Below are 12,620 nucleotides of genomic sequence, written 5' to 3' on the forward strand. Positions count from 1 at the left end.
TTTTGTGTCAGAAATACAAAAACCATTTATTTTACACAGCGAATACAAACCTACCGGTGATCAGCCCCAGGCGATCGACGCTTTGGTCAAAGGTTTTGAAGAGGGCGACCAATTCCAGACTTTGCTTGGTGTGACGGGTTCCGGTAAGACCTTTACGATGGCAAATGTCATTGCGAAGCTGAACAGACCGACTTTGGTCATTGCGCACAATAAGACATTGGCGGCACAGCTCTACGGCGAGTTCAAGGAATTCTTCCCGGAGAATGCGGTGGAGTATTTTGTTTCCTAGCATGAGAAAGTCACAAAACAGGTGGTATTTTGTGGTGTGTGGATGGTTGAACATCCAAATGTTGTGGAAGTGGTAGTGGTGAGAGCATAGGTGAAAAGCGGGTGGATGAAGAGGGTTTGTGACTTTTCATCGCCTGCTTTTTGATTATGTAATTTGAAAAAAATTAGTGTATAGGGGTTGAAGTGTTGATATAATCAAAAGACAAAGGTAAGACAGGAAGGAGAAAGATATGTTACAAATTATTTCAGGTAAATTTTATCAGAATAAAGAAATTCATAATAATCCGACACAAATGTTTTTATATTCAAATGCAAATATTGAAAATGAGTTTGAAATAGTGGGGATAAAAATAAAGCAAGTAGATAATATAGATAATATTTACAAATATAGTATAAATTTTGACAATAAGATAGAACAGCAATCAGGAAATTTTTCTATTGTAAATGCATGGAGTGACGTTGTTTTATTTCAAGTGAAAAATGTATTGACTTTTTATTTTGATTCTTTCTGGGATGAAGAAGAATATGTTGTAAAAAAAATGTGCAAAGAGAGAATAAAAAAAGGAAGTCGGATGGAATATGTTCCGGCTAATTATGTAAGAAGTATTCTTAATAAAGAGCGTAAAGTAGATGAGAAAAGAATACTGGAGGAGAAGGAAAATGTAAGTAATTTGATTGCATTGAGCAGAGAAGACTATGTTACAGTAATAACATGTATAAAGACATATTGTGCATCAGTTAGATTACTTGAAACAGATCCGAATTTAGCATATTCAATGCTTGTTTTTGCACTAGAATCATTGTCTCAAAGTTATGATAAGTATGAACCAAAATGGGAGGATTATGATGAGAATATAAAAGGAAAACTTGAAAAAAAGTTTAAAATGATGGATGAAACTTTGGCAGAAGAAATAAAAAATATATTATTAAAAAATGCACATTTAAAGTTAAGCAAAAGATTTTTACATTTTATTCTTAATTATTTAAATGATGATTTCTATTTCGCAAAAGATATTTCCAATAAAATACAAAGGGATGATGTGGAGAGAGCATTAAAAAACGCATATAATATAAGATCAAGATATGCACATGCATTAAAGCTTATTATAGATCAATCGGCAGTGGATAATATCTCAAAGGTAAGTGATTATTTTAGAAATAATAGAGAGCCGTATTTAACATATAGCGGGTTATTGAGGGTAATGAAATATGTAGTAATTGAATTTGTAGGACAAAAAGAAAAAGTTGAAAGAGAGTCAATTGATTGGCAAAAGGGATTACCAGGAATTATAGATGTAAAATTAGGTCCAGAATTTTGGATGTCAAAAAATGAATCATCAAAATGTGAAGGGGCATCAGCAAGACTACAAGGATATATAGAAGGTTTGATGGAAAAGAAAGCATATGATATAACGGATGTTATGAAAACATATATAGAAAATTTTGAACATGTAAAGGAAGAATCAAAAAGAAGCATTTTTGCATTATGTATTTTATGGAACGCTACAGTTAAGCACGATTCTGAAAAGAAAAAGTATTATAATGATTTTATAGAAAAACATATATCTAGATTAAACGTATGTTGTATTCAAAATATGGTTTTGCTGGCAATTCCATTCAAAGAAAATTATGAGTTTGAGTGGAAAGAAAGTGAAGAAGAAATAGAAAAAATTATTCTTGAATATATAAGAAATAGAAAAAAAGAGACTTCATTTATGTTTCCTAATATTATCGAGACGATAATCTATTTAAGAATTGCAGAAAAATTTAGTTGTGTTGAAAGACAGATATTCTGGATTGAAAAAGCAAAATATAATAGTTCCAATAATCCAAAGGTTCTTAAAATTATATTGGAAGACAGTACCATATCAGAAAAAATTGATGCGATTTGTGAATATATGTAATAATATAGTTTGTACATAGCCGATTGGTTCAATATGAGTCAGTCGGCTTTTTTCATGCCCATTTTTATACATAGCCAGTGCCGTAAAAAGGATTGGCTATTAAATTTTTCGAGGAAGGAGGAAACCATATGACCAAGTGTAAAGTAATTGCCCTTGCAAATCAGAAAGGAGGAACAGCAAAGACCACAACGACATTAAATCTGGGAATTGGTCTTGCACATCAGGGGCGAAAAGTATTATTGGTCGATGCTGATCCACAGGGAGACTTAACAACCGCTTTAGGTTGGACTGATGCAGATAATCTTCCAATTACGTTGGATACACAAATGAAGAAAATATTACAAGACGAACCATTTGTGTATAACGAGGGAATTTTACATCACAAAGAAGGAGTAGATATTATTCCAACCAACATCGAGCTATCGGGAATGGAAATCTCACTGGTAAATGCCATGAGCAGAGAGCAGACTTTAAAGCTGTATCTGGCAGATTTGAAAAAGGATTATGATTATATCTTGATTGATTGTATGACTAGTTTGGGAATGCTGACCATCAATGCATTAGTCGCCGCAGATAGTGTAATTGTTCCGGTGCAGGCTCATTATCTTCCATTAAAGGGCATGACACAGTTAATGAAAACAATCGGCAAGGTACAAAGGCAGCTAAATCCTAATCTGAAGATTGATGGAGTCTTACTGACACTTGCAGATATGCGGACAAAACTTGCAAGAACAACAGAGGATAGCCTTTGAGAAAATTACGGAAAACATATCCGAATTTTTAAAACGGTTATTCCAGTGGCTATCACAGCGGCAGAAAGCAGTGCAGCAGGACAGAGCATTTATGAGTAGAGAGAATAATCCGGTAGGTTATGCAGAAGATGCGGCCAGCGAGTATGCTGACCACATTTTTCACGAAACAGGGCATCAGGTACGCAGACAGGCAGGAAAGATTATTGAACGGAGGAAAGAGAAAACTTCTGTTTCTTCGCCTGTCGAAGAAACAGTTTACCAGCCGAAAGAACAAATCCGACCAGTACCGTCTTCAGGCGGAGAAACGGCACAGAAGCAGGGAAAAGAACTTGCTGTCAAAAAAATCAAGACCATTGAACGGGATAAAAGAACCATCAAGACCGGGAGAGCATCGGAACAGGTTGTAAAGAATACCGGAAAAGGTATTATCAAGACTTCTGAAAAAGCGGTCAAGACTGCAGAACAAACGGCAAAGACCAGTATCAAAACATCGGAGCAGACAGCAAATGCTTATGTCCAGGCAATGCAGTATTCCATGAAAAAGGCAGAAAAAGTAGTGCAGACAGCAAGACAGACAGCACGAGATACTACGATTGCAGTGAAAAAGACAGCAAAAGCGGTAACACATGCGATAAAAGCGTTGATTGAAGCTACAAAAGCATTACTGAGTGCATTGACTGCAGGCGGTTGGATTGCGGTTATGATTTTGATTATCGTCATTTTATTTGGTGGATTTCTATGCATGACAGGTGGGGATAATTCCAGTACGGTTTCTTCGGTTAGTGCAGAAGTAGAAGCATATGAACCACTAATCCGTCAGTATGCAAATCAATATGGCATTGGAGAGTATGTGGAACTAATCAAAGCCATTATGATGCAGGAATCAGGTGGGAGAGGACTTGACCCGATGCAGTGTTCAGAAGGGAGCTTTAATACAAAATACCCCAAACAGCCGAATAGAATCACTGATCCAGAGTATTCGATTTCTTGCGGAGTGCAGGAGATAAAAAGCTGTCTGGAACGTGCAGGAGTAAAAAATCCTCTGGATATGGAAAATATTAAACTGGCATTGCAAAGTTACAACTACGGAAATGGATATCTGGAATGGGCGAAAGCCAGAGGTGGATACACCCTTGCAAATGCGGCAGAATTTTCCGATATGATGGCACAGAGAATGGGGTGGAGCAGTTATGGGGACAAGCAGTATGTACCACATGTGCTTCAGTATTATGCATTTGGAAGAATCCCGACAGGCATCGGCAATCAGGCAATCGTTCAGGTGGCAGCATCGCAGGAAGGAAAAGGCGGAACAATCTACTGGAGTTGGTATGGATTTGGAAGCCGGGTAGAGTGGTGTGCCTGCTTTGTGTCATGGTGTGCAGACCAGAGTGGTTATATCCAGAGTGGAGTCATTCCGAAATTTTCTCTTTGTTCGGACGGTGTGAAATGGTTTGAAAGTAAAGGCAGGTTCCGGGACGCCAGTTATACTCCGGCGGCAGGAGATATTATTTTCTTTGACTGGGGAAACAATGGAACGATTGACCACGTTGGAATTGTAGAGAGCGTTAGTGGTGGAACCGTAAATACCATTGAAGGCAACAGTGGGGATAAAGTAGCAAGACGGAGTTACAGTATCGGAAGCAGTAACATTTATGGATATGGTGTTCCGGCATATTAGAGAAAAATGTTGTTTGGAATGATAGCGGAGATATTTATAAAAGTAAATCGCCTTTTTAAAAACGAAAAGAACCAGTGAGAGAATCGTTAAACTTCACTTACTGGTTCAATTCGTTTTAAATTTCTCGGACAACTCTGTCAGTTCTTTCGCCGTTTCTTGAGTGTGATGTAACAGGGTGTCACGCATTTCTGGCGGACAGCTAGAATAAAGCATTTTCATCTGATTAACACCTTCATCCTCCAGAGAGACATCTGGATTTATAAGTGTGTCCAAAGAGATGTGCAGAACCGTTGCCAATGCTCTTAAAATTAAATAGGAAGGATTCATTTTTCCCTTTTCAATATTGGCGATTTGCTTTACAGAAACATGGCTCAGATCAGAAAGTTCCTGCTGTGTCAGCTCTTTATTCTTTCGGGCTTTCCGCATTTTCTGCCCTAAAGCAGTTAAATCATCAATCGGCATAATCATTTACCTCAAGAATATTGTATCGTTCCGGTTTATATGATGGAACGACCTTATTATGCCTGACAAGCTGTACGATTATGCCGATTATATAAAGCTGCGATTGGTGATAAACTTGTATTGTTCGAAATAAAGAACTATAATGTACTCTGTGGAGGTGCGAAATGGACTATATGACATTGAAAGAGGCCGCCGAGAAGTGGGGCGTGACACCTCGTAGGGTAAATTATTATTGTGCTGGTGGGCGTATCCCCGGTGCTGTGAAAATGGCCGGTGTTTGGCTACTCCCTAAAACTGCGGAGAAGCCAACTGATAGGCGCAGAAAGGAAGGAAAAAAGAATAATGAAGATTCTCTTAATTGAAGATGATATAGAAATAAGTGAAATGTTATGTAGCTATCTTATAGCAGAAAATTTTGAAGTTGTCTGCGCTACCGATGGTCAAAAGGCATGTGAGGCTTTCGACATTGGTTCTTATAGTATCGTCTTGTTGGATTTGATGATTCCCAAAATTACAGGTATGAATGTAATGAAGTATATTCGTCAAAAAAGTACGGTGCCAATTATCATCATTTCTGCAAAGGATTCGGATTCCGACAAAACTTTAGGTTTGGGCCTCGGTGCGGATGATTATATTACAAAACCGTTTTCCATAACAGAGGTTATGGCGCGTATTAAAGCAAACATACGGAGAAATACCGAATATGCTGCCGTACAGCCAGAGCAAACGAAACTTGTGTGGGGCCCATTGGTTATGAACTTGGAAAATCACACCGTCACAAAATCAGGCGAGATTATCGAACTAACCGCAAAAGAATTTGATATTTTACGGCTGCTTCTGGAAAACCCACAAAGGGTCTACACAAAGGCTCAAATCTATTCTTTAATTTGGAATGATGCCTATACGGGGGATGAAAATGCCGTCAATGTTCACATCAGCCGTTTACGAACGAAAATTGAGGATGATCCACGAAAGCCACAAGTTGTTATAACTGTATGGGGAATTGGCTATAAGCTGGGAGAACAGAAATGAGCAATGCGACAATTATCTTTTTACTAACCCTCTGTATTATGATTTTAATCTGTATCATTGTGTACCAGCAGTTTGTATTCCATAACGGAACAAAAGCAAAAATACATGAGATCAGCAGCAAATTGAAAGAACTTCTTGACACCGACAGCGACGAAAAAGTGACAGTCTTTACCGATAATAAGGAACTGATAGAGCTCGCAACACAAATCAATCGAATGTTGGAAGATCGGCAAAAAGTAAAAGTTGAGTATCGGCGGGCTGAAATGGCATCTAAAAAGATGTTATCTAACATTTCCCACGACATTAAAACTCCCATGACAGTGATTCTTGGCTATTTGGAGATTATGCGTTTGAACGGAACCCAAAGCAATGAAATGTTGCAAAAGGTAGAAAGCACTGCCCAGCGGGTAATGGGATTGATTACACAATTCTTTACGCTTGCTAAATTAGAGGCTGGCGATACAGATATGCCATTGGAGCGTTTGAATGTGAACGAAGCCTGCCGGGAAAATATTTTGGATTTCTATGAACTCCTTTCACAAAAAAATTTTGAAGTGGAAATTAACATACCCGATCATGTGTTGTATGCAAATGCCAATAAAGATGCGTTGCAAAGAATTATGTTCAATTTGATTTCCAATGCAATTCGCTATGGCGGCGATGGAAAATATTTAGGTATGTTTTTGCGGGCAGATCAGGCACATATCTATATAGACATTGTGGACAGGGGCCGTGGAATTGAAAAAGAATTTGCCGATTCGGTTTTTGATCGGCTGTTTATGATGGAAGATTCCAGAAATAGTGCTATGCAGGGAAATGGTCTTGGACTGACGATTGCGAAAAATCTTGCCTTGCAACTCGGTGGCGATATTACTTTAGAAAGTCATCCGCACCAGAAAACAGTTTTCACTATTACGCTCAAGAAAATGGCCTATTAAACCATAGGTCATTTTCTTGAGAAAGAAATTTGTAAGAATTATTCAAGAGTTTTGAAAATCGAACTTTCTATAATGTCAGTAGAAAGGAGGGCAAGACAATGCCATTTATTTTACAAACAAGTGGTCTTTCTAAAAAGATCGGTAGTAAGGCACTTGTCACTGATGTTAATATTCATATTCCCAAAGGGGAAATTTATGGTTTTCTTGGTCCTAACGGAGCTGGTAAAACCACAGTGATGAAGATGATTACTAACCTTTGGAAACCTACCAGTGGGACTATTGAGGTGTTTGGAGAGGTATTGACTCCAAAATCCTATGAAGTCTTAAAAAGAATGGGAAGTATCATCGAGTTTCCCACCTTTTATGACCACATGACCGGGCGTGAGAACTTACAGCTTCATTGTGAGTATATGGGCTATTACAATGTTGACAGTGTTGAAAGTGCGTTGCAAATGCTGGACTTGACATCAGCAGCCGATCAGCCGGTCAAGAACTATTCCCTCGGCATGAAAGAACGCCTCGGAATTGCAAGAGCCATTATGTGCAAGCCGGAACTGCTTATTCTCGACGAACCCACAAACGGCCTTGATCCAGCAGGAATGAAACAAATCCGTGATTTATTAAAAACACTTTGTTCGGAGTACGGTATTACCGTTATGATTTCAAGTCACATTTTATCTGAAGTGGAGAGTATTGCGGATACCGTTGCTATTATCCATCACGGAAAAATGATGAAAGAAATTCGTATGCAAGATATTGAGGAAATGAACCTCAATTATGTGGAGCTTTCTGTCACGGATGAAAAGCGGGCTGCCTATGTCTTGACTGAAAAGTTGGGTCTGCAAAATTTTAAGATTCTTGACAGCGGTAAAATTCGCATATATGACCATGCAGCGTCTACCCAGCAGTTGACGAAAATACTGGCTCTGAATGATGTTGAAGTTGTGAGCATTGGAAAGAAATCTGAAACGCTGGAGGACTACTTCTTGAAGCTGACCGGGGAGGTAAAATATCATGCTTAAACTCATTAGGCTGGAATGGAAAAAGAATAATGTAGGCAAGTACATTCGCAATGTGGTTATCATGTCGGCTCTGATCTGCCTGTTCATATTTGCCCTTTGCTATTTGGGAATTGCCAATGATCCTGATACGGGTGTTCCTGATACGGCGCCGGGTAACAGTGCGATTTCTTCCTCTATCGAGCTGTTTACAAGCATGGCTTTTCTGGTGTTTACCAGTGTCATGTTGTCCACATACATTGTGAGCGCCTATAAAAACAAAACCATGAACTTAATGTTTGCGTATCCAATTAAGCGACAGAAAATTCTCGTTTCTCAAATGTTAGCTGTATGGATTTTCAATTTCGTGGCTCTGGTGCTGACAAAACTATTGATTTACGGCTGCATTTTACTTGGTGCACAATTCATGGTTTCCTCATTCCCACTGGACTACAACATGGCAAGTATGGGGTTCTATATTCAGTTACTCTTAAAGTCCGTTGTCATTGTAACCATGAGTTTTATCGCCTTGTTTATTGGTATGGCTATGAAGTCCTCAAAAGCTACCATCGTATCATCTTTTCTGCTGATTTTTTTGACACAGGCTAATGTGGGCGATTTTTCTTTGGCGGATAATGCCATTCTTCCTGTTGTACTTATGGTACTTTCCTTAATCTTTGCGTTTCTCTTGATTTACAATGTGGAAACTAAGGATTTGAACTAAATGCTCAACGAAATGAAAGTTCTTATAGTGATGCCAATTATAAATTGATATTAAGAGTTAATTAAACTGCCGGACGACGGCAAAAGAAAAAAAGCCGTCGTAGAGCAGACAATTTGACACGCCCATTTGAAACGGCGGCTTTGATTTTCAGAGCCGCCGTTTCTTTGCGTTTACACAAACCAATGACGACTTACAGGGACACGGTAGCCGACTGGAGGTTATATTAGCGTGTCTCGGTTGCTTTTTCAAAACTCATATTAGGAATTATATCGTTCCACAGCTTGGAAAAATGTATATGTCTACACTGAATCAGGGGTATATCAGAAAATTATATAATGCAGTTGCAGAGAAGTATGAATCAGTTGCGAAAAATGTCAGGACGATCATGAAAACATCATTGGAGTATGCATTTAACAAAAATGTACTGGCAACAAATCCAGCGAATGGAATCAATTTACCGAAGAAAATAAAAAAGACAGAGTATCGTGTCCTGAAAATTGACGAGAAGAAAACATTGACACTTCCGCAGGTGCTTCGATTGATTGAGGCAAGCAAGGAGACACCGATTCATATGCAGATTTTATTTGCTGTATTGATGGGGCTCAGAAGAAGTGAAATCAACGGATTGAAATACAGTGATGTCGATTACATTCACAGGACGTTGAGAGTAGAGCGTCAGTTGGGAAAGAAGCCAAACAGTAAAGCAGAAGACTGTGCACCTAAGATGCTGACAAAGCAGGAAATTAAAACAAAAACACCTGCGGGTGTGCGTGAACTTCCCATACCGGATTATGTATTTGAAGCAATTCTGGAAGAACGGAAAACTTATGAGAAGAACCGCAGACGCAGCCCAAAAGAGTTCCGGGACTGGAATTATATTTGTTGTTCTACATATGGGAATCCAAGGAGTAAAGGTTTTCATCAGAAATACTATAAAGACTTGTTGAAATCCTTGGATTTGCCCGATATTCATTTTCACCAGTTGAGAAATACCTATGCAACTATTTTGCTGAAGAATAGTTTTAATTCAAAAGGTGTTTCGTATTTATTGGGACATGCCAAGGAAATCATATCAGTAGACGTCTATGGAGATACGCAGGAAATCATAGAAGACTGTCTGGATGTATTGGGACCATTTATTGAAGAAGTTATTCCAAAAGAGCGGAAAAATCAGTATTATGATTATTCAAAAGTGATTGAAATAGACTTAATTCTGGAGGAATATTTCAACGCAGCATGATAAAAAATAGAATAGTAGTAAGATAGAAAAGTACAAATGAGAATCGAACATTTGTGCTTTTTTCTTGCTTTCATCTATATACTTTCAAAAAAATGTTTGATATAATAGGGACTGTTACAAGAACAAACAGTAAAAATATGACAGAACCGGAGCCTAGTATCAGCAGGCATTTCCGAGTGCTGTTTTATCCGCAAATATGAATTTTGTGACATTTATTCGTAACGAGACAAAAATGACCTCTATTCGAGACAAAAATGGGCATTTCGTTACGAATCTGATTACGAATTTTTGGCTGATAGTGATCGTACTAAAAGTCACAAATGGAGGAATTTACCATGAATGAGTTCAAATTAAAAGCCCCATATGAGCCTACCGGTGATCAGCCCCAGGCGATCGACGCTTTGGTCAAAGGTTTTGAAGAGGGCGACCAGTTCCAGACTTTGCTTGGTGTGACGGGTTCCGGTAAGACCTTTACGATGGCAAATGTCATTGCGAAGCTGAACAGACCGACTTTGGTCATTGCGCACAATAAGACATTGGCGGCACAGCTCTACGGCGAGTTCAAGGAATTCTTCCCGGAGAATGCGGTGGAGTATTTTGTATCCTATTACGATTATTATCAACCGGAGGCATATGTGCCATCTTCCGATACGTATATTGAAAAAGATTCTTCGATCAATGATGAAATTGACAAATTACGTCATTCTGCAACAGCAGCACTGACGGAGCGGCGGGACGTGATCATTGTAGCCAGTGTATCTTGTATTTATGGTTTGGGAAGCCCTATTGATTATCAGAACATGACGGTGTCTTTGCGTCCGGGTATGTGCAAAGACCGTGATGAAGTGATCCAAAAATTAATAGAGATTCAGTATAACCGTAATGATATGGATTTTCAGCGTGGAACATTTCGTGTGCGTGGCGATGTTTTGGAGGTATTTCCGATTTCAGAAGCGGATCAGGCGGTTCGTATTGAATTTTTTGGAGATGAGGTGGATCGCATTGTTCAAATTGATGTGCTGACCGGAGAGATTAAAGCAGAATTGGAACACATTGTTATTTTTCCGGCATCGCATTATGTTGTTGATAAAGATGCGATGGAGCGTGCAATCCGAACAATCGAGGCAGAGTTGGAAGATCGTGTGAAATATTTTAAAAGCGAAGATAAACTACTGGAGGCGCAGCGTATTGCTGAGCGAACCAATTTTGATATTGAGATGCTCCGGGAAACCGGTTTTTGTTCAGGTATCGAAAATTATTCGAGGCATTTATCGGGATTAAAGCCGGGAGAAACGCCACATACATTGATGGACTATTTTCCGGAAGATTTCTTGATCATGGTAGATGAGTCTCATATTACCATACCACAGATACGAGGCATGTATGCGGGAGATCGATCCAGGAAGACTACACTTGTAGACTATGGATTCCGTCTGCCATCTGCATTAGATAACCGTCCGCTGAATTTTGATGAATTCGAGTCGCATATCAATCAGATGTTATTTGTATCGGCGACACCGAATGTATATGAGCAGGAACACGAGCTGGCGCGTGTTGAGCAGATCATACGGCCTACCGGACTGTTGGATCCGGAAATTTCTGTTCGTCCGGTGGAGGGGCAGATTGATGATCTGGTAGGTGAGATCCGAAAGACGATCGATGCAGGAAATAAGGTTATGGTAAATACGTTGACAAAACGTATGGCGGAAGATCTGACGGACTATTTGAAGGAAATTGGGATTCGGGTGCGTTATCTGCATTCAGATATTGATACGCTGGAACGTTCGGAGATTATTCGTAATATGCGGTTGGATGGATTTGATGTATTAGTCGGTATTAATTTGCTGCGAGAGGGACTGGACATTCCGGAGATAGCACTGGTTGCTATTTTGGATGCTGATAAGGAAGGATTTCTTCGCTCAGAGATTTCTCTTGTTCAGACGATTGGCAGGGCCGCACGTAATGCAGAAGGACGGGTTATTATGTATGGTGATGTCATGACAGATTCGATGCGCCATGCCATTGATGAGACGAATCGAAGACGAAAGATTCAGATGCAGTACAATGAGGAGCACGGTATTACGCCACAGACGATCAAGAAGGCGGTACGTGATCTGATTAGTATATCGAAGAAAGCCGATGGCAACTCAGGCGATATTGAGAAAGATCTGGAATCTATGAGCAAGAAAGATTTGCAGCAGTTACGTAAGAAGTTGACGAAACAGATGCATGCGGCCGCAGCAGAGTTAAACTTTGAACTGGCAGCAACGTTGAGAGATCAAATGATGAAAGTTGTACAGCAGCTGAATGAGTAAAATTCTGCAGTCAAAGGTTGTATAAATCAGTGTTGGCGAATAATCGCAGATAGGGTATAATGATTACGTAATGTAATGAGGAACGTAAGGATTCGACAGATATTCCAGTACAGCGAAAATTAAGTTTTGGATAGTTTGGCGCAGAAGATTTTTCTGAGAGTGCTACTTCACAAACGTAGGCGTAGTGGTGGCTACGTCGAGGCTTGGGGAGTAGTGCTATCAGGAAAATAAGCAAGTCAAACTGCCAATCACTTAATATTCGCTGTACTAGAGAGAAGGGCAATAAAAT

General features: G+C 39.4%; 10 protein-coding genes and 2 pseudogenes. 11 read left to right on the forward strand and 1 reads right to left on the reverse strand.

The window, feature by feature from the left end:
• Positions 1–4: 4 nt before the first annotated feature.
• The 4 genes and pseudogenes from DXB73_RS07265 to DXB73_RS15165 all read left to right on the forward strand — a co-directional run.
• Positions 5–286: pseudogene (locus DXB73_RS07265) on the forward strand (DEAD/DEAH box helicase family protein); the annotation flags it as partial.
• A gap of 232 nt (positions 287–518) precedes the next feature.
• Positions 519–2,192, forward strand: a complete 1,674-nt coding sequence (locus DXB73_RS07270) for a hypothetical protein (protein WP_118690631.1) — start codon at positions 519–521, stop codon at positions 2,190–2,192.
• A gap of 128 nt (positions 2,193–2,320) precedes the next feature.
• A pseudogene (locus DXB73_RS07275) lies at positions 2,321–3,040 on the forward strand (AAA family ATPase); the annotation flags it as partial.
• 646 nt (positions 3,041–3,686) lie between these two features.
• Entirely contained in the window at positions 3,687–4,622 is a 936-nt protein-coding gene (locus tag DXB73_RS15165) for a lysozyme family protein (protein WP_347559524.1), read from the forward strand.
• Between the two features lie 105 nt (positions 4,623–4,727).
• Here DXB73_RS15165 and DXB73_RS07285 read toward each other — a convergent pair whose 3' ends face one another.
• Entirely contained in the window at positions 4,728–5,084 is a 357-nt protein-coding gene (locus DXB73_RS07285; RefSeq protein WP_118690632.1) for a helix-turn-helix transcriptional regulator, read from the reverse strand.
• Between the two features lie 164 nt (positions 5,085–5,248).
• On the opposite strand from DXB73_RS07285, the gene DXB73_RS07290 reads away from it, so the two are divergent.
• The 7 genes from DXB73_RS07290 to uvrB all read left to right on the forward strand — a co-directional run bounded on the left by DXB73_RS07290 (position 5,249) and on the right by uvrB (position 12,331).
• The gene (locus DXB73_RS07290) at positions 5,249–5,446 is read left to right on the forward strand and encodes a helix-turn-helix domain-containing protein (protein WP_015515114.1); all 198 of its coding nucleotides are present in this window, start codon (positions 5,249–5,251) and stop codon (positions 5,444–5,446) included.
• Entirely contained in the window at positions 5,427–6,116 is a 690-nt protein-coding gene (locus DXB73_RS07295) for a response regulator transcription factor (protein ID WP_118690633.1), read from the forward strand. Before DXB73_RS07290 ends, DXB73_RS07295 begins: the two co-directional genes overlap by 20 nt.
• The gene (locus DXB73_RS07300) at positions 6,113–7,054 is read left to right on the forward strand and encodes a HAMP domain-containing histidine kinase (RefSeq protein ID WP_118690634.1); all 942 of its coding nucleotides are present in this window, start codon (positions 6,113–6,115) and stop codon (positions 7,052–7,054) included. Before DXB73_RS07295 ends, DXB73_RS07300 begins: the two co-directional genes overlap by 4 nt.
• Before the next feature lie 98 nt (positions 7,055–7,152).
• Positions 7,153–8,076: an ABC transporter ATP-binding protein gene (locus DXB73_RS07305; RefSeq protein WP_117539969.1), complete on the forward strand. Its 924-nt coding sequence runs from the start codon at positions 7,153–7,155 to the stop codon at positions 8,074–8,076.
• Positions 8,069–8,776, forward strand: coding sequence for an ABC transporter permease (locus tag DXB73_RS07310; protein WP_118690635.1), 708 nt, complete (start codon positions 8,069–8,071; stop codon positions 8,774–8,776). The genes DXB73_RS07305 and DXB73_RS07310 overlap by 8 nt, the downstream gene beginning before the upstream one ends.
• Before the next feature lie 295 nt (positions 8,777–9,071).
• Positions 9,072–10,016: a site-specific integrase gene (locus tag DXB73_RS07315; RefSeq protein ID WP_243103991.1), complete on the forward strand. Its 945-nt coding sequence runs from the start codon at positions 9,072–9,074 to the stop codon at positions 10,014–10,016.
• A 335-nt stretch (positions 10,017–10,351) separates the two neighbouring features.
• A complete protein-coding gene (gene uvrB / locus DXB73_RS07325; RefSeq protein WP_118690636.1) occupies positions 10,352–12,331 on the forward strand; it encodes an excinuclease ABC subunit UvrB in 1,980 nt (659 codons plus the stop codon).
• The last annotated feature ends 289 nt before the right edge of the window (positions 12,332–12,620 follow it).

This window comes from Clostridium sp. OM05-6BH, assembly GCF_003481635.1.
GTDB lineage: Bacteria > Bacillota > Clostridia > Lachnospirales > Lachnospiraceae > Butyribacter.

Excerpts from the sequence above, each read along its gene's own strand:
- DXB73_RS07310 (WP_118690635.1), top strand. The coding sequence starts at position 8,069 with ATGCTTAAACTCATTAGGCTGGAATGGAAAAAGAATAATGTAGGCAAG.
- DXB73_RS07295 (WP_118690633.1), top strand. The coding sequence starts at position 5,427 with ATGAAGATTCTCTTAATTGAAGATGATATAGAAATAAGTGAAATGTTA.
- DXB73_RS07270 (WP_118690631.1), top strand. The coding sequence starts at position 519 with ATGTTACAAATTATTTCAGGTAAATTTTATCAGAATAAAGAAATTCAT.
- DXB73_RS07285 (WP_118690632.1), bottom strand. The coding sequence starts at position 5,084 with ATGCCGATTGATGATTTAACTGCTTTAGGGCAGAAAATGCGGAAAGCC.
- DXB73_RS07315 (WP_243103991.1), top strand. The coding sequence starts at position 9,072 with ATGTCTACACTGAATCAGGGGTATATCAGAAAATTATATAATGCAGTT.
- DXB73_RS15165 (WP_347559524.1), top strand. The coding sequence starts at position 3,687 with ATGACAGGTGGGGATAATTCCAGTACGGTTTCTTCGGTTAGTGCAGAA.
- DXB73_RS07300 (WP_118690634.1), top strand. The coding sequence starts at position 6,113 with ATGAGCAATGCGACAATTATCTTTTTACTAACCCTCTGTATTATGATT.
- DXB73_RS07305 (WP_117539969.1), top strand. The coding sequence starts at position 7,153 with ATGCCATTTATTTTACAAACAAGTGGTCTTTCTAAAAAGATCGGTAGT.
- DXB73_RS07290 (WP_015515114.1), top strand. The coding sequence starts at position 5,249 with ATGGACTATATGACATTGAAAGAGGCCGCCGAGAAGTGGGGCGTGACA.
- uvrB (WP_118690636.1), top strand. The coding sequence starts at position 10,352 with ATGAATGAGTTCAAATTAAAAGCCCCATATGAGCCTACCGGTGATCAG.